The organism is Arthrobacter sp. M4 (assembly GCF_020251205.1).
In the GTDB taxonomy this organism is placed as follows: Bacteria; Actinomycetota; Actinomycetes; order Actinomycetales; family Micrococcaceae; genus Arthrobacter.
This window is the reverse complement of record NZ_JAIWYX010000009.1, coordinates 1-16,018: the sequence shown is the minus strand read 5'-3', so window position 1 is coordinate 16,018 and position 16,018 is coordinate 1. Positions and strand designations below refer to the sequence as shown.

Below are 16,018 nucleotides of genomic sequence, written 5' to 3'. Positions count from 1 at the left end.
CCGGCGCGGCGGGAACCCCCTACCGACGCGCGCTAACCGGCTTTTGCTATCAGCGATTCGTAGAGCCGGAGGTGGTCGGCAACCATGCGCGCGGCGCTGAAGCGGCGTTCGACGGCGGCACGGCACTCCGTCCGGTCTAGTTCAGAAACGCGGGACAACAGTTGGGGAAGTTCGTCAATGTCGCCCAGGAACCCCGTTACTCCGTGATCAATGATCTCCGGTGCCGCTCCCATCGGCGTACCAACCACGGGGGTCCCCGTCGCAAGCGCCTCGATCATCACCAGGCCGAATGGCTCAGGCCATTGGATGGGGTTGAGGAAGGCCATGGCTTCGCCCATCCACCGGTACTTTTCGGCTTCAGTCAGTTCCCCGTGAAACTCCTCGTTCGGCCCCAACTCAGGTTCGACCACTTCCTTAAAGAACTCGTGCTCCTCCGGCTCGCGGATCTTGGCAGAAATGCGCAGGGGGATGCCGGCCTTCCGGGCTATGCCGATCGCTTCCATGAGCCCCTTGTCCGCGGACATCCGCCCAACAAACGCCGCGTAGCCGCCTTGCCCAGAGCCCACTGGAACGGATGAAACGTCCATTCCGTGATGGATGACAGCAGTCACCGGGATGTTGGGGGCATGCGTGGTCTGGTCGTGGGAAATCGCAATGATGCTGGTGTTGCGGCCGATGGCCCTGTACAGCTCGGCAACCGGGACAAGGAGCCTGCCGTGGATGGTGGTCACCACAGGAATCCCCGGTGGTCGGTGTGCATACAAGGGACCTGCCAGCGTGTGGTCGTGAATGATGTCCATACCCCGCATGGCCTCGTAGGACCGCACAACATGGCTCAACTCAGACAGGGAAAAACCGAGCTCGCTGGGTTCTGAAGACCGCATTCCGGGGGCTAAGGGCACCGGGCATTTACTGTCCGAGGGGGCCGCCAAAAGGACCTCGTGACCCGCTGCCGCAAAGCCGCGGGCCAGGCTGTCTACAACCCGTTCCGTGCCGCCGTACTTGTCCGGAGGAACCGTAATCCAAGGTCCCGAGATGAGTCCAATACGCACTGTGTGGCCTCCCACGGCGATATTGGCGTTCCGTGGCCCAGTTCTCACGACCCACCGCGAATGGTGTCCATCCGCAGGCTGGCTGCCTAGGCCACAGAATAGGACCGCACCGTGATCAAGGCAACAGGGCAGGCGGGAATGCCCTAGCCGCCGGAGGGGTTGAACCTCATCGTGAAGATTGAGATTTGGTCCGACGTCGCGTGCCCGTGGTGCTACATCGGTAAGCGTCGCTTCGAGAATGCCCTTGCCGAGTTCCCGCACCGCGACGCTGTCGACATCCAGTGGCGCAGCTACCAACTGGATCCCACCATTCCCGAGCACTACGACGGGGCCGAACTGGACTACCTGAGCAAGCGCAAGGGCCTGGCTCCGGAGCAGGTCAAGCAGATGTTCGCGCACGTCAGCGAACAGGCCAAGGGCGAAGGACTGAACTACAAGTTCGACGACGTTGTGGTCGCCAACAGCTTCACGGCCCACCGCCTGATCCACCTCGCCGCTGCGCACGGGAAGCAGGATGCCGCGAAGGAACGCCTGCTCAGCGACCACTTTGAGCACGGCGAGGACATCGGCAGCCAGGAATACCTGACGCGCCTCGGCGTTGACCTTGGACTTGACGCAGCCGACGTCGCTGAACTGTTCTCCAGCGACAAATACGCCGACGACGTTCGCCACGACATTGCAGAGGCCCGCGCGTTGGGAGTCAGCGGCGTCCCGTTCTTCGTTATCGACCGCAAGTACGGCATCTCCGGTGCCCAGCCCACGGCGCTCTTCAGCCAGGCCCTCAGCCAGGCGTGGTCCGAATCCCAGCCGCTGATCGCCGTCGGAAGTACCGCCGCCAGCCAGGACGCTTGTGGCCCCGACGGCTGCGCGGTTTAGCCTCCGCGAGGTCTAGCCGCACCCGGTTTCCGGGGTCCGCCCTGCCAGGTTTACTGACAGATTCACTGTAAAGTGTCGGTATGCCGAAGATCTCAGCCGCCAGCAACGCGGCGCAACGCGCAGAGACGCAGCGCCGCATCCTCAAAGCCTTTGGTGAGCTGCTCTTCACCCATGGTCTACCAGGCCTGACCATGACCGACGTCGCACGTCATGGGGGCGTGGGCCGCACCGCTGTGTACAACTACTACGCGGACATGGAGCAATTGCTCATCGCCTATGCCCTTGATGAAACGGAACGCTTCATCGGCGACCTGCGTGACTCCTTGGCTGCCCTCGACAACCCGGTGGACCGCCTCGCCTTGTATGTGCGTGCACAGGTGGAGGACCTCAGTCGCCGCCACCTCCCACCGGGCCCTGCCATGGCGGCCGTGCTGTCGCCGTCGTCGTTCGCCAAACTGGCCAGGCACGTGGGCGAGCTGAACATTCTGCTGCAGGACATCCTTCGCGACGGCATTGCCGACGGCTATCTCCCGAACACCGACGTTGCCCAACTCGCCGAGCTGATCCACGGGACACTGTCATCCAGCGCCGCCCGGGGCAACGCCTCTTCGGAGGGCGATTCGTCCGAGGCTGCAGCTCCGGACCTGGAGGAACGGGTTTCCCGGACGGTCCGCTTCATCCAGCTGGGTGCCGGAGCAAGGTTCGACGGCGGCGGCCGCCCGGTCAGGCTCCAAGCTCACCCGGGCGGGTGACCCGTAGAACCCCGAACCACCAACTGCGTGGCAACGGAATGCACGCGCCGAGGCCGGCTTCGCTGTGACTGCTGCCGCGCCCTAATCCGTTCCAGGATCAGCTTGCCTGCCTCCACGCCAACGGCCATGTTGCCGTTGTCCACAGAGGTGAGGGACAGGTGCCGGATGCGTGCCAGATAGGTGTTGTCGTAGCCCACAAGCGAGAGGTCTGCCGGCACATCGAGCCCAAGATCGTCAGCGGCCGACAAAGCGCCAATGCAGGCAATGTCGTTGAAGGCGAGGATGGCAGTGGGCCGGTCAGCAGCGGAGAGTATGCGCCGAGCCGCCGCGTAGCCACTTTCCTCGCTCATCCCGCCCGAGACCACTCGCGGCTCCAGTCCTGCCGCCGCCATGGCACGCTCATACCCGGTGCGCCGAAGCTCGCCGATCTTGCCCGGCCCCTGCAGGTGGGCGATCCGCCGGTGTCCCAATGCCAGAAGGTGCTCGGTGGCTTGTACTGCTCCTGATTCGTCGTCATTGACAACAACGTCGACGCCGGGCAGGTCAGGGTCCAGCGTTCCTGCGAGGACTACCGGGACGGCGGAGGCCGCGGCTTCAATGGCTACCGACTCCGTCGTCGTGCCCACCACCACCAGGCCATCGATCCGTTGCTCCAACAGCGTCTCAACGGAGCGCCGCCCAACGCGGTGGTCGGTGTAGGAATCCGCCAACATCGGTGAGAATCCGGCGGCATGGAGGGTAGCGGTGAGCCCCTCGAGGAGCTCCACATACCAGGGATTACGCAGATCATTAAGGAGCACCCCGATGGTTCCGGTCCTGGGGCTTGAAAGGCTCTGGGCCAAGCGGTTGGGGCGGTAACCCAACTCAGCCATGGCGTCCATCACGGCCTGGCGGCGACTCTCGCTGACGTTGGGCGAACCCTGCAGCACCAGCGAAACCAAGGACTTGGAAACCCCCGCCCGGCTAGCGACGTCGCGAATGGTTGGCCGGGCGTTGGGCAGGTTCGCAGGCCCGGCAGCGGGCGCGCCCGGAACTGGTGTCTCTGTCATGTAGCCCTCCCTCCCGATGCCCAAGCCTAAAGGGTTGACGGATGATTACCCCAAACCCCATTATGGACCGGTCCAAGAAAATTCCAAATGACCCAATGGAGGGTACTTATGACTGCACCGCATGCTCGACGGCTCGTGGCCGGAATGGTTGGAGGTGGCTTGGGCGCGGACATCGGCAGGACGCATCGCCATGCCATGCAGCTGGACGATCTCTTCGAACTGCAGGCCGGTGTGTTCGGCCGAAATCCGCAGGCATCCGCGGAGTTCGCAGCCAAACTGGGCGTGCCTGAAGACCGCGTGTACTCCGACTTCCGGGAAATGGCCGAACGGGAGGCAGCGCGACCGGACGCTGTGGATGTGGTGGTGGTTGCAACGCCCAACGACAGCCACTTCGAGATCGCCCGCGCCTTCCTTGAGGCCGGCATCTCGGTTGTCTGTGAGAAGCCACTCACTCAGGACTCAGAAACAGCGGCTGAACTGGTGCGGATTGCCGGTGAACGCAACGCCGTCCTGGCCGTTCCCCACTGCTACTCCGCCTACGCCATGGTTCGCCACGCTGCGCGCATGGCGCGCGACGGCAAGCTGGGAACCATCCTCTTCGTGGACGTGGAACACGCTTCGGGCTGGGCGGCCACGCCGCTTGAACTCTCAGGCCACAAGCAGGCCAAATGGCGCACGAACCCGGATATTGCGGGCTTCCCCAGCGTTGTCGGTGACCTCGGAACGCACGCCTATCACCTCCTCCGCTACATCACGGGCCTTGAAGCCGTGCGGCTCAGCGGCCGCCTCCAGACGCTGGTCCCTGGGCGTCGCGTCTTCGACCACTCAACCGTGGAGCTGGAGCTCACCGGCAATGTGCCGGCCCGGCTGTGGGCCGGCATGGCCGCTACCGGACACAACCACGGCCTGCGCATTCGGGTGTACGGCAGCGAAGGAAGCTTCGAGTGGCAGCACGAGGACCCCCACCACCTCAAAGTCCAGGACCTGGCGGGCGCCACCACTGTGCTCACTCACGGCCTGAGCACTCTGTCCGACGACGCCACTCGCCTCACTCGCGTCGGCTTGGGACATCCGGAAGGTTTCCTTGAGGCCTTCGCCAACTTCTACCGCGACCTCGCCGAGGTTCTGCGGGCACGCCGCGACGGCACACCGGTTCCGGAACGCGATCTCAGCTTCCCCACCGGCGTGGACGGACTAATCGGCGTCCAGTTCGTGGAGGCCGTCGCGGCTTCCCATGACAACGACTCTGCATGGACGGTCCCAGGCAGCGCCACGGCGCTCACCCAGTCCGCATCGCTCTCGCAGTAGATTCGACAGAAAGCAGTCCCTAACCATGCCACGCTTTGCCCTCATCGGCGCCGGGTTCATCGGCTCCGTCCACGCCGCCAACCTTGCGGCGCATCCCGGCATTGACTTCCAGCTTGTCTACGACGTCGACCACAGCCGCGCACAGGTGCTGGCAGCCGGCCACGGTGCCCGGCCGACGTCGAACCTTGAGGAGGTCTTCGACGGCACCTCCGTCGACGCCGTCTTCATAGCCTCCTCTACTGACACTCACGCCGAGCATCTTCGCCGCGCAGCTGGGGCCGGCATGGCCGTTCTCTGCGAGAAACCGATCGACCTGGACCTCCGCCAGGCCCGGGACGTCGCAGCGGTGGCGGCACAGCACGGAAATCCTGTGATGATGGACTTCAACCGCCGTTTCGACCGCGATTATGCCGAGCTGAAGCGCATCGTGGACGCGGGTGGGGTGGGCCAGATTGAACTCGTCCAAATGTCCACGCGCGGTCCGTCCATGCCGCCGCTGTCCTACATCGCCAGCTCCGGCGGCCAGATGCGTGACCAAACTGTGCACTTTTTCGACCTCGCCCGTTGGCTGAGCGACCTGGACCCCGTGGAAGTTTTCGCCATCGGTTCCGCTTTGGCGGAACCCAAATTGGCAGACTACGACGACGTCGACACCTCTGTAGTCACGCTGCTGCTCCCCGGTGGCGGGCTGGTGCAGATCGACAGCACCCGCCGCACGGGGTACGGATACGACGAACGGATCGAGGTCTTTGGCTCCGAGGGCATGGCGGAGGCCCGCAGGCAGCGTAGCGGTTCGGTGTCCCGCTACCGGCACGGCCAAGTCATCGACGACGGCCTCCACTCCGGTTGGTTCGAACGAGTTCAGCCCACCTATGCAGCGGCCCTCGCCCACTTCGTTTCAGCGCTGGAGAACGGAGCGCCGCTCACGCCGTCTCTCGAGGACGGCCTGAAGGCGCAGGCCATCGCCGAGGCCGCGGCGCTCTCCCTTCACAGCGGAAAGTCGGAGACGATCCACTACTGACCGGCACTTCGTCACTCATTTGACGCCTCGCCGTGGCGATCTCTGCGGCGGGCGCACAGTTTGGTGCGCTCCGCCCTGGCCGCAGGGATCGCCAGGATTTTCATTGATTCCGCCTCTGCCCAGTAGTAATCTACTCCCAGTAAAGGGTTGTCAATTTGATCGACGGTTTTTGTTATTAACGTTGACCAAAAATGCGGCATCACGTGTTTCGTGTTCTTCCGTGACATCTTGGGGGGCTCTTTATGCAGGTTTACGCTTGCGCATACGAGTCGGGCGGCAATTTCTGACTAGCGTGGAAAGTCGAACGCGATGCTACCCGCTGCAGCCTATGCCGCTGCTGCGGGCATCGCGGCAAATACCATCCGTGACTACGCCCAATCCAGACATCGGCAAGCCCTGGCCGCAAGGTCTCTTGTCAGCGGTCCAGGCCCTGGGCATTTTGCGCTAGGGCCTGGACACGCTGGACATTAGGAGCGGACTGCGGGAAGGGCGACCCGGACCGGAGCGCCTGCTTCAAGCGACTCCTGGGCGGCATCGGCGACCCGTGATGCCGCCACCGCATCCTCTGGCGTGCAAGGGTTCTTGCGGTTGCCGAGCACTACTTCCACGAAGGCTGCCATTTCCGATCGGTAAGCCTGGTCAAAGCGCTCCGCGAACGTCTTGTGCGGATCTCCGGAGGGGAATTCCACTAACTGTTCCGCGGAAGACATGGCCATTTGCTCGTCCATGCCCACCATGACGGAACCCGCCGAGCCCTGCAGCTCCAACCGGACATCATGCCCGGCCCCGTTGTAGCGGCTGGCCGACACAGTGCCTACTGTGCCGTCGTCGAACGTCACCACCGCAAGCGCCGTGTCGACGTCGCCCACGGCGCCTATGGCGGGGTCACCGTTGTTGGAGCCCTTGGCGTAGACCTCCACGATCTCGCGGCCGGTGAGCCAGCGCAGGATGTCGAAGTCGTGCACCGAGCAGTCGCGGAAGAGGCCGCCCGACGTTGCGAGGAACTCCACTGGCGGCGGGGTCATGTCGCAGGTAACCGCCCTCAATGAGTGGATCCAGCCGAGTTCTCCGGCGTCGTAGGCGCGCTTGGCTTCCAGGTATCCGGCGTCGAATCGCCTCTGGTGCCCGATCTGCACCGTGCCGCCCTTCTCGTTGATGTAGTCGAGGACCGGCAGGGACTCCTGCACATTAACTGCAACAGGCTTCTCGCAGAAGACCGGCAGTCCGGCGTCGACTCCCTTCGTGATGAGTTCCGGGTGGGTGGCCGTGCCGGTGGCAATCACCAGCCCGTCGATTCCCGAGGCCAGCAGCCCGTCCACCGTGGGCACAAACTCGGCGCCCAGGTCTGTGGCCAAAGCCGCAGCGTGCTGCGCGGCGACGTCCGTCAGTTTGAGTCGAACGTGGATGCCGTCCCGTCCCAGCGAATCGTTGAGCGCCACGATGTTCCGGGCGTGCATCACGCCGATGCGCCCAACACCAACCAGGCCGAGAACTGTTTCCTTCATGCGGTACCTCTTTCCTGCCAACTCGCGAATCCTCTGACAAAGATGGTCAGCGCGTTCTAGTCGCGGACCACCGTGGTGTCCTCCGGAGCGACTTCAGCCACGGCCGCGGCCTCGGTTTTGACTTCATTGAGGGCTTCCGCGTGACCGCCGAGTTGTTCGAGTTCGTGGGCAAGTTCGGCCAGTTCGGCGCCGCCGGCCATCTGCGCGGTGAGTTCCTCGAGCGTGATGTCCTTCTTCTCGTAGTAGCCGATCGAGCGGCCGCGTTTGAGCAGCAGGAACCTGTCCCCCACTGGGAAGGCGTGGTGCGGGTTGTGCGTGATGAAGATGACCCCCAAGCCGCGGTCGCGGGCCTGCAGGATGTACCGCAGCACCACCCCGGACTGCTTCACGCCCAGCGCAGCCGTGGGCTCGTCCAGGATCAGCACCTTCGCGCCGAAGTACACCGCACGGGCGATCGCCACGCACTGGCGCTCACCGCCGGAAAGCTGCCCGATGGGCTGCTCTACGTCGCGCAGGTCGATACCCATGTCCGCCAGTTCCTTCTTGGTGATCTCCTTCATCCGGGCCACGTCCATGCGCTTGAACGGGCCGGCCCCGGTGGTCAGTTCCGAACCGAGGAAGAAGTTCCGCCAGATTGGCATCAAGGACACCACCGCCAGGTCCTGGTACACCGCCGCGATCCCCGAGTCCAGGGCCTCGCGCGGGCTGGAGAGCTTACGCTCCTCGCCCATGATCCTGAACGTGCCCTCGTCATGCTGGTGCAGGCCCGCGATGATTTTGATAAGCGTGGACTTGCCCGCGCCATTGTCCCCCAGCACGCAGGTCACCCGGCCGTTATCCACCGCCATGGTTACATCCCGCAACGCGATGATGTTCCCGTAATGCTTCCCCACGTTCTCCAGCGACAGCAGGTGCACCGGGGTGTGAGTCAGCGGATCCTTCTCATCCTTCAGCAAGGTCTGCTGGTCTATTTGTTGAGCATTCATGATCATCAGTCCCCTATTTCAGTTCCGCGCGCCGCTTGACGATCAGATTCACGATGGTGGCCAGCAGCAGCATCAGGCCCAGGAAGAACTTGAACCAGTCCGGATTCCACTGCGCATACACGATGCCCTTGTTCGCCATCCCAAAGATGAACGCACCAATCGCGCCACCCACGGCCGAACCGTAACCACCCGTCAGCAGGCAGCCGCCGATCACCGCCGCGATGATGTACAGGAACTCATTGCCCACACCTTCACCGGACTGCACGGCGTCGAAGGCGAATAGGTTGTGCATGCCCAAGATCCAGCCACAGAAGCCCACAGCCATAAACAAACCGATCTTGGTCTTTGTCACCGGAACACCCACCGCACGCGCAGCATTGGCGTCACCGCCCACAGCGAAAATCCAGTTACCCACCCGTGTCCGCAACAAAATCCAGGAGGCTATGGCAACGAGCAGAACCCAGAAGAACACGGTGATCTTGACCTCGACGCCGCCGATGCTCACCGAGGAGGCGAACACCGCACGGGCTGAATCGAAACCGTCAAGCCTGGCGATGGATGGCGACGAAACGCTTCCGCCAATGAGGCGGGTCAGTGCCAGGTTGAGGCCGGTCAGCATTAGGAAGGTTGCCAGGGTCACGATGAAGCTCGGGAGCTTGGTCTTGACCAGGATCCAACCGTTGATGAAGCCAATGCCCAGTGAAACCACCAGGGCCAGCGCGACGCCGACCCAGGCGTTCAGCGAGAAATACCATGCCGTCAGCGATGCCGTCAGGGCCGAGGAGATCACGGCAACACCGGTGGAGAGGTCGAACTCGCCGCCAATCATCAATAGCGACACTCCCACAGCCATGATGCCGATCGTGGAGGATCCGTACAGGACGGTCGCGAAGGCGTTGGGCTGGAGGAAAGTGGCGGAAACAAGGGAAAAGAATAGAAAGAGGACCACCGCTCCAACGAGCGCGCCCACTTCGGGGCGGCCCAGGAGCTTCTGGAACGGGCTACGCCGTCCGATCCGTTCATCCAACGCCGTTGAGGCGGGTGCAGTTGCTGTATGCGTCATGGAAAACTCCAACCTGGATGGCCTGCGTCCTAGCGGACGCCCTGCTGGGCGAACTTGAGGACGTCGTTGGCGTTGTTCTTGTCGACAATTGTCGGACCGGTCAGGACAGGCTGGCCGCCGCCAAGCTTGAAGCCTCCGCGCTTGCTCTGCCAGAGCGCGTCCACGGACATATAGCCCTGGAGCCAAGGCTGCTGGTCGACGGTAAAGATGACGGAACCGTCAACAATCTTCTGGGCCAACTCTGCGTTCAAGTCGAAGCTGGCCACCTTGGACGAACTCCCTGCGTCCTTGACGGACTTCAGCAGGGTGAGGGTGATCGGGGCACCCAGGCCGATGATGACATCGGCGTCCTTGGAGGCCTGGAGCTTCGCCGTTGCGGTGGACTGCACCGAGGTCATGTCCTTGCCGTCAACGTAAAGGGTCTCCGAGCCGGGCACTTTGGCCTTGACGCCGCCACAGCGGTTTTCAAGTCCCACGTGTCCCTGCTGCTGGATCACGCAGATCGGGTGCTTGAAGCCCTGCTCAGCCAGTTTGGCACCCACGGCCTCACCCGCGAGCTTTTCGTTCGAGCCGAAGTGGGTGAAAGCTCCAAGCTTGGCCGAGACATCCTCCCCGGCATTGAGGCTCACTACGGGGATCCCAGCGTCGGATGCCTTCTTCAGGACGTCTTTGAGGGCGTCCGGCGTGGCCAGGGTTACCGCGATGCCATCGACTTTCTGGTCAATAGCCTGCTGGACGAGCTGTGCCTGGCGGCCGGCCTCGGGGTCATTCGTGTAAAGCAGTTCGACGTTGTCTTTGGCCGCAGCTTCCTCGGCTCCCTTCCGGACGATATCCCAGAACGTGTCACCTGCAGCAGCGTGGGTGATGAGGGCAACCTTGATGCGCTGGGTGTTGGCCACCTGGCCGCCGCCTGCCGCGTTGCCCGAGTCAGTGGGCCTTCCTCCCTGCGCCGAACACGCGCTCAGGGCCACCATCGGAACAACAGCTGCCACCAAGGCCGCTTTACGCCAGGAAAACTTCTTCACCATCAATCTCCTTTGATTTAGGCTTCCGGCCCGCTTCTCCGGGGCACCGGAATTTCCCAATACTCAGATCATCGTGACTTAAATCACGCATGTCAATACTTTGTCCTGACATTAGTATGTAATGACGAAATGGCCGAATTCGGACCGCTGATTTCAGTCCGCGAAGGCCGCCCTGAAGGCACTCAGGGCACGATCGCCGGCCTGAACGCCAGCTCCTCCAGATGCCTCGGCCTCCATCCCGATAACACCGGAATATCCAGCACTTTCCAACGCTGCTGCAACGGCCGAATAGTTGATCTCCCCAGTGCCGGGTTCGAAGCGTCCGGGCACGTCAGCCACCTGGATTTCACCAATCCACGGCATCGCAGCCCGGCAGAGCTCGATGAGGTTCCCCTCCCCCAGCTGCGCGTGATAGAGATCCAGCATCATCCTCACATTCGGATGATCAACGGCGGACACCAGGGCCAGGGTGTCCTTGGCCCTCGCCAACGGAATGCCCGGGTGATCCAGGACCGTGTTCAAGTTCTCCAGCGCAAAGGTCACTCCATGCCTCTCCCCCAACGCCCCGAGCTGCTCCAGGGTGCGCAGTCCCGTGAGCCACATGGTCCCCGTTGACCGGCGCCGGGGCGTGACAGCCCTGCCCCCCTCGCCCAACTCCGCCGGGTGAACCACCATCCGCTCCACGCCCAGCTCGAGCGCCGTCGGGATGAGCTTCTCAGCGGAGGCCACAACTTCGTGCGCATTGTCGGGATCGATGAGGCTGCCGCCGAAGTACCCACTCATGGAGGAAAAACGGGCCCCCGAGGCAGCAAGGGAGGCTATGTCGCGCCCCCGCGTACCCCAAAGCTCCACCTCGAAACCCTGTTCGTGAATTCGGCGCACCCGCTCAACAAGAGGCAATTCTCCGTAGACCATCTCCGCACAGACGGCCAGGCGGAAGCTCATGCTCCCGCACCGGCAACATTGAGCGCGCGAAGCCCCTGAATACCCGCTTCCGCCGGCCGCAGCTCAGCAATCGAATCAACGTCAACGGGTAGCCCGGTATCCGCGGAAAGCCACGCAGCCAAGGCCACGGCGAGGGCGTTCCGTGCATCTGCGCCGCCGGGAGCTGCTGGGCCGGAAACAGGTAGCCCATCACGCCGGGCCTTCACTGCTTCCACGAATCGTTCCAGTTCCAACGTGTATGCATCGTGGAACAAATCCACATTGAGACGGACCGTTTCCGACCCGATCCCGGCGGCGGTATAACTCGTGGCGCTTGAAGCCTGCGGGCCGCCCGCGGTGACCATCCCGGCCGAGCCGAAGACTTCCCCGCGAACGTCGTAACCATAGAGTGCATTGAAGTTCGCTTCGGCCACGGCGACAGCCCCATTGTTGTAGGTCACTGTCACCACGGCAGTGTCCAAGAGCCCGCCAGCCTTGGCTTGCGGCGCCACGAGCGCGTCGGCCACCGCGTGGACCTTGACCGGAACCGCTCCTGGATTCAGCCAGTTGAGGGTGTCGAAGTCATGGATCAGCGTCTCCAGGAAAATTGTCCCCGGTGCGATCCGCTCCGGATGAGCCAGGCCCGCCGCGGTTCCCGGGTCCCGCGTCAGGGAGCGCAGGAGCTGCGGAACTCCCACGGCACCGTCGTCGATCAACTGCCGCGCGGCGGCAAAGTCTGCTGCGTAACGGCGGTTGAACCCAAATTGAAGAACGACGCCGGCAGCCTCCGCGGCCTGAATGGCGCCATCGATTTCCTCGATAGTGCGAGCACCCGGCTTTTCGCAAAAGACATCCTTGCCGGCCCGGGCCGCGGCTTCGGTGAGCTGCGAATGGAACCGGACGGGGGTCGAGATCAGGACGGCATCAACGTCGGGGTCATCCAGCACATCCTGCGGATCCGCGGTGATTTTTGTGACCCCCAGGTGGCCAGCAAGGGCCTCAACGGCGGGAATCGCCGGATCGGCAATGGCTTCCAGGCGGGCTCCGGGGATGCGGCGGGAAATGGACTCGGCGTGGAAATTGCCGATCCAGCCCGCACCGATCGCGGCGACCCGAACCGGCCGGTTCTCTGCGACCGGATGCTGTCGATAAGTCATAGTTGCTCCTTGGGCAGTGGATTGGGGAATCTAGATCGTTCTAGTCACCCCAATATTGGCATGCCTAAGGCTCGTAGTCTAGATCGTTCTATACACTGATTTCTTGGAGCTACTTGAGGGAGGACCATGGCCGAACAGCATCGCCGCCCCACCCTGATGGACGTGGCAGCGGCAGCCGGAGTGTCCCGTGCACTGGTGTCCATCGTGATGCGCGGCGCACCGGGGGCCTCGGAATCCACGCGACAGAAAGTCCTGGAGGCCGCGGAGCAGCTCGGCTACCGGCCGGACAGCAGGGCGCGGTTGCTCCGAAGCTCGCGCACCAAGCTCCTGGGGGTCAGCTTCTCCATCTCACACCCCTTCCATGCGGAACTGGTGGATGCCGCCTACGGAGGGGCTGAAAGTCGGGGCTATGACATCGCCCTCAGCGCCGTAACCAGTGGAAGGTCAGAGGCCAGCGGTGTGCAATCGCTCCTGGATCTCGGCTGCGAGGCGCTCATCCTGATTTCGCCCACCCTGAAGGAAGACGAACTGACCGGTTACGCTAGGCGTGTCCCGGTGGTGAGCCTGCTGCGCGACGACGTCGGCCAAGCTGTGGACTCGGTCAGCAGCGACGACCACGCAGGCATAAGGCTCGCCGTCGAGCACCTCGCCGCTTTGGGGCACCAAAAGATCGTGCATGTCGACGGCGGCACCGCCGTTTCTGCCGCTCCCCGCCGCGCGGAATTCAACAGGGAGATGGAACGCAGGGGCCTTGAGCCGCGGGTCATCCCAGGCGGACCTTATGAAGAGGACGGCCTGCGCGCCTGTGAACTATTGAGGGCGGAATGCCCGACGGCGGTGGTCGCCTTTAATGACCGGACCGCCTTGGGCGTTATGGAAGGCCTGCGGGCAGCGGGACTGCGCGTACCAGCAGACGTATCCGTAGTCGGCTACGACGACAGCCAATTCGCCAGGCTGAGTTACGTTCAACTCACGTCGGTAAGCCAGGACGCGCCGCTACTGGCGGAGGCCGCCGTCGACGTCGCCGTTGGACGGCTGGAAGGCGAGCAGCCGCCGTCGCACGTTATCCGGACGCCGCACTTGGTTGTCCGCACAACGACGGCGCCGGCGGCCACGAATCCGTGAACCGCCGGCGCCGCAATGAATTAAGCCGCAAGGAATTTAGTCGCGAGGAATTCAGTTGCCTCGGGGCCTGGACCGCTACACATTGACAGATTCGGGCGCACCCAACGCCAAGCGCGCGAATTCCCGGTCGTGTCGGTCCGCGGGCGGTATGAATTGGCCCTTGCTCAACACCGTAATTCCGGAGTCCGTGACAGCGAAGCCGCGCCGCCGATCATGGTCCGGGTCAAGGCCAATAGTGGCCCCGGGTGGAACGGAGACATTCTTGTCCAGGATTGCGCGCCTCACGATGGCGCCCTCCCCCACCCTGACGTTGTCCAGCAGAACCGAATCGGTGACCCGGGCGCCGCTTGCGATGAAGACGTCGTGGGACAAAACGGAGTTCTCCACGAACCCGCCGGAGACAATGACACCGCTGGACACTACCGAATCCACTGCCGTGCCCACAGCCCCGTTCACGCCGCGGACCATCTTGGCTGGCGGGGACGCACTCTGCCGGGTGTAGATGGGCCACTCGGAGTTGTAGAGGTTGAAGATCGGCGTTGGCGAGATCAGGTCCATATGCGCTTCGAAGTACGATTCGATGGTGCCTACGTCACGCCAGTAGTTGCGGTCCCGTTCAGTGCCACCCGGGACGTCGTTACTGGTGAAGTCGTAGACAAAGGCCTCGCCACGGTCCACGAAGTAGGGAATGATGTCGCCGCCCATGTCATGCTTGGTGTCCCCGCGCAGGGCGTCGCGCTCCAGGGCTGCTTCCAGCGCGTCGGCGTCGAAGACGTAGTTCCCCATGGACGCCAGGAATTGCTGGGGATCGTCGGCCAGGCCCCGGGTTGTGGGCGGTTTCTCCACAAAGGCGGCGATCCTGCTTGTGCCGTTCCCTGAGGCGCTTCCCGCGGGGTCTGCTTGCTCAACTTCGATGACGCCAAACTGGTGGGCCATTGATAGCGGTTGCCGGACTCCGGCCACCGTCGCCTTGGCGCCGGACGCAACGTGGCTGGCCACCATTTGCTCGAAGTCCATGCGGTAAACGTGGTCGGCCCCAACAACGACGACGATATCGGGTTGGGCGTCATGGATCAGGTTGAGCGACTGGTAAATCGCGTTAGCGCTGCCCAGGAACCAGCTCTTGCTGACCCTTTGCTGGGCAGGCACCGACGCGACGTAGTTGCCCAACTGGGCAGACATCCGCCAGGTTTCCGAGATGTGGCGGTCCAGGCTGTGTGATTTGTATTGCGTGAGGACGACGATCTGCCAGAAGCCGGAATTGGTCAGGTTGGACAAGGCGAAATCAATGAGCCGGTAGCCTCCCGCGAACGGTACCGCGGGTTTTGCGCGGTCTCCGGTGAGCGGCATCAGCCGCTTCCCTTCTCCGCCGGCCAGGACTATCGCCAAAACCTTCTTCTTCTTCTTCACGGCCATCCTCACTTCCTCGTGTTGGCGTTGCTAGACAGTATGCACGGATTGGAAGCCGCCCCCGCCAGAGGGGCCCAACGGGGGCGGCTGGCTTTTAGGCGTTGACGATGAGGCCTAGTTCGGCTTTGGTCGCCAGCGCGGGATGCTTCGGGAACACCCGGACGGTGTAGCCGAAGGAGCCCGGGCGGTCGATCACGATCGATCCGGTAAACAGGAAGCGCCCGTTATCCAAGTCTTCTGTTTCCGAGAGCTCCACCAGCTCAACGTTCTCGAGCTCGTCACCGTCCTGGGCCTTGCCGTAGGCAACTTCCACCGTGACGTCCTCCGGGGTGAGGGTGTGCAGGGCGACGTAGGCGTTGACCTGCAGGGAGTCGCCCACCTGGGGTTCCTCGGAGACACCCACGGAGTCCACGTGCTCCACCAGCAGCTCGGGCCAGGCCTCGCGGACCTTGGAAGCCCATGCCGCCAGCTCCTTGGCCACCTTGAACGATTCCTCGCTCGCCTGCCGTCCGGACACTGCCGCGGGGCTGTACAAGATACCCACGTAGTCCTTCAGCATGCGTTCGGCAGAGACTGCCGGGCCGAGGTGGGAAAGGGTGTGCTTGATCATGGACACCCAGTGGGTAGGCACGGATTCCTGGACGGACTGTGACGGCCCCGCAGCACCCGCGCTCTGCGAAACAGTGCTGCCGTAGAACCGGGGGGCTACCTGGGTTTCGAGCAGTTCGTACAGGGCGGCGGCTTCGATGTCGTCGCGTTCGGCCG

At 63.4% G+C, this 16,018-nt stretch carries 14 protein-coding genes and 1 pseudogene; 5 read left to right on the top strand and 10 right to left on the bottom strand.

The window, feature by feature from the left end:
* Positions 1-32: 32 nt before the first annotated feature.
* The gene (locus LD110_RS16230; RefSeq protein ID WP_225499923.1) at positions 33-1,052 is read right to left on the bottom strand and encodes a glycosyltransferase family 4 protein; all 1,020 of its coding nucleotides are present in this window, start codon (positions 1,050-1,052) and stop codon (positions 33-35) included.
* A 171-nt stretch (positions 1,053-1,223) separates the two neighbouring features.
* On the opposite strand from LD110_RS16230, the gene LD110_RS16225 reads away from it, so the two are divergent.
* Both LD110_RS16225 and LD110_RS16220 read left to right on the top strand, forming a co-directional pair.
* On the top strand, positions 1,224-1,928 hold the full coding sequence (locus LD110_RS16225) for a DsbA family oxidoreductase (protein ID WP_225499921.1): 705 nt from the start codon (positions 1,224-1,226) through the stop codon (positions 1,926-1,928).
* Between the two features lie 80 nt (positions 1,929-2,008).
* Entirely contained in the window at positions 2,009-2,680 is a 672-nt protein-coding gene (locus LD110_RS16220) for a TetR/AcrR family transcriptional regulator (RefSeq protein ID WP_225499919.1), read from the top strand.
* Here LD110_RS16220 and LD110_RS16215 read toward each other — a convergent pair.
* Complete coding sequence (locus LD110_RS16215) at positions 2,665-3,729, bottom strand: LacI family DNA-binding transcriptional regulator (protein ID WP_225499915.1); 1,065 nt, start codon at positions 3,727-3,729, stop codon at positions 2,665-2,667. The genes LD110_RS16220 and LD110_RS16215 overlap by 16 nt on opposite strands.
* A 108-nt stretch (positions 3,730-3,837) precedes the next feature.
* Between LD110_RS16215 and LD110_RS16210 the strand changes: the two genes are divergently transcribed.
* Positions 3,838-5,037, top strand: coding sequence for a Gfo/Idh/MocA family protein (locus tag LD110_RS16210; RefSeq protein WP_225499911.1), 1,200 nt, complete (start codon positions 3,838-3,840; stop codon positions 5,035-5,037).
* A gap of 25 nt (positions 5,038-5,062) precedes the next feature.
* Positions 5,063-6,058 carry a Gfo/Idh/MocA family oxidoreductase gene (locus LD110_RS16205; RefSeq protein ID WP_225499909.1) on the top strand — a complete coding sequence of 332 codons (996 nt, stop codon included), beginning with the start codon at positions 5,063-5,065 and terminating at the stop codon, positions 6,056-6,058.
* Between the two features lie 467 nt (positions 6,059-6,525).
* Here LD110_RS16205 and LD110_RS16200 read toward each other — a convergent pair whose 3' ends face one another.
* From LD110_RS16200 to LD110_RS16175, 6 genes are all read right to left on the bottom strand, one after another.
* Positions 6,526-7,563 carry a Gfo/Idh/MocA family oxidoreductase gene (locus LD110_RS16200; RefSeq protein ID WP_225499907.1) on the bottom strand — a complete coding sequence of 346 codons (1,038 nt, stop codon included), beginning with the start codon at positions 7,561-7,563 and terminating at the stop codon, positions 6,526-6,528.
* 56 nt (positions 7,564-7,619) lie between these two features.
* The gene (locus LD110_RS16195; RefSeq protein WP_225499904.1) at positions 7,620-8,549 is read right to left on the bottom strand and encodes an ATP-binding cassette domain-containing protein; all 930 of its coding nucleotides are present in this window, start codon (positions 8,547-8,549) and stop codon (positions 7,620-7,622) included.
* A 13-nt stretch (positions 8,550-8,562) separates the two neighbouring features.
* A complete protein-coding gene (locus LD110_RS16190) occupies positions 8,563-9,612 on the bottom strand; it encodes an ABC transporter permease (protein WP_225499882.1) in 1,050 nt (349 codons plus the stop codon).
* Positions 9,613-9,641: 29 nt separating this feature from the next.
* Positions 9,642-10,637 carry a substrate-binding domain-containing protein gene (locus tag LD110_RS16185; protein WP_225500287.1) on the bottom strand — a complete coding sequence of 332 codons (996 nt, stop codon included), beginning with the start codon at positions 10,635-10,637 and terminating at the stop codon, positions 9,642-9,644.
* Between the two features lie 153 nt (positions 10,638-10,790).
* The gene (locus LD110_RS16180) at positions 10,791-11,582 is read right to left on the bottom strand and encodes a TIM barrel protein (protein WP_225499880.1); all 792 of its coding nucleotides are present in this window, start codon (positions 11,580-11,582) and stop codon (positions 10,791-10,793) included.
* Positions 11,579-12,718, bottom strand: a complete 1,140-nt coding sequence (locus LD110_RS16175) for a Gfo/Idh/MocA family oxidoreductase (RefSeq protein WP_225499878.1) — start codon at positions 12,716-12,718, stop codon at positions 11,579-11,581. Before LD110_RS16175 ends, LD110_RS16180 begins: the two co-directional genes overlap by 4 nt.
* 126 nt (positions 12,719-12,844) lie before the next feature.
* Between LD110_RS16175 and LD110_RS16170 the strand changes: the two genes are divergently transcribed.
* Positions 12,845-13,843 (top strand): LacI family DNA-binding transcriptional regulator, encoded by a 999-nt coding sequence (locus tag LD110_RS16170; RefSeq protein WP_225499875.1) that lies wholly within the window; start codon positions 12,845-12,847, stop codon positions 13,841-13,843.
* A 75-nt stretch (positions 13,844-13,918) separates the two neighbouring features.
* On the opposite strand, the gene glgC is transcribed toward LD110_RS16170, so the two are convergent.
* Positions 13,919-15,265: a glucose-1-phosphate adenylyltransferase gene (gene glgC, locus LD110_RS16165; protein WP_308012452.1), complete on the bottom strand. Its 1,347-nt coding sequence runs from the start codon at positions 15,263-15,265 to the stop codon at positions 13,919-13,921.
* 82 nt (positions 15,266-15,347) lie between these two features.
* Positions 15,348-16,018 (bottom strand): annotated as a pseudogene (locus tag LD110_RS16160) (DUF3417 domain-containing protein); the annotation flags it as partial.

Coding starts and splice junctions, on each gene's coding strand:
- LD110_RS16220 (WP_225499919.1), top strand. CDS start 2,009: ATGCCGAAGATCTCAGCCGCCAGCAACGCGGCGCAACGCGCAGAGACG.
- LD110_RS16215 (WP_225499915.1), bottom strand. CDS start 3,729: ATGACAGAGACACCAGTTCCGGGCGCGCCCGCTGCCGGGCCTGCGAAC.
- LD110_RS16210 (WP_225499911.1), top strand. CDS start 3,838: ATGACTGCACCGCATGCTCGACGGCTCGTGGCCGGAATGGTTGGAGGT.
- LD110_RS16205 (WP_225499909.1), top strand. CDS start 5,063: ATGCCACGCTTTGCCCTCATCGGCGCCGGGTTCATCGGCTCCGTCCAC.
- LD110_RS16200 (WP_225499907.1), bottom strand. CDS start 7,563: ATGAAGGAAACAGTTCTCGGCCTGGTTGGTGTTGGGCGCATCGGCGTG.
- LD110_RS16195 (WP_225499904.1), bottom strand. CDS start 8,549: ATGAATGCTCAACAAATAGACCAGCAGACCTTGCTGAAGGATGAGAAG.
- LD110_RS16190 (WP_225499882.1), bottom strand. CDS start 9,612: ATGACGCATACAGCAACTGCACCCGCCTCAACGGCGTTGGATGAACGG.
- LD110_RS16180 (WP_225499880.1), bottom strand. CDS start 11,582: ATGAGCTTCCGCCTGGCCGTCTGTGCGGAGATGGTCTACGGAGAATTG.
- LD110_RS16175 (WP_225499878.1), bottom strand. CDS start 12,718: ATGACTTATCGACAGCATCCGGTCGCAGAGAACCGGCCGGTTCGGGTC.
- LD110_RS16170 (WP_225499875.1), top strand. CDS start 12,845: ATGGCCGAACAGCATCGCCGCCCCACCCTGATGGACGTGGCAGCGGCA.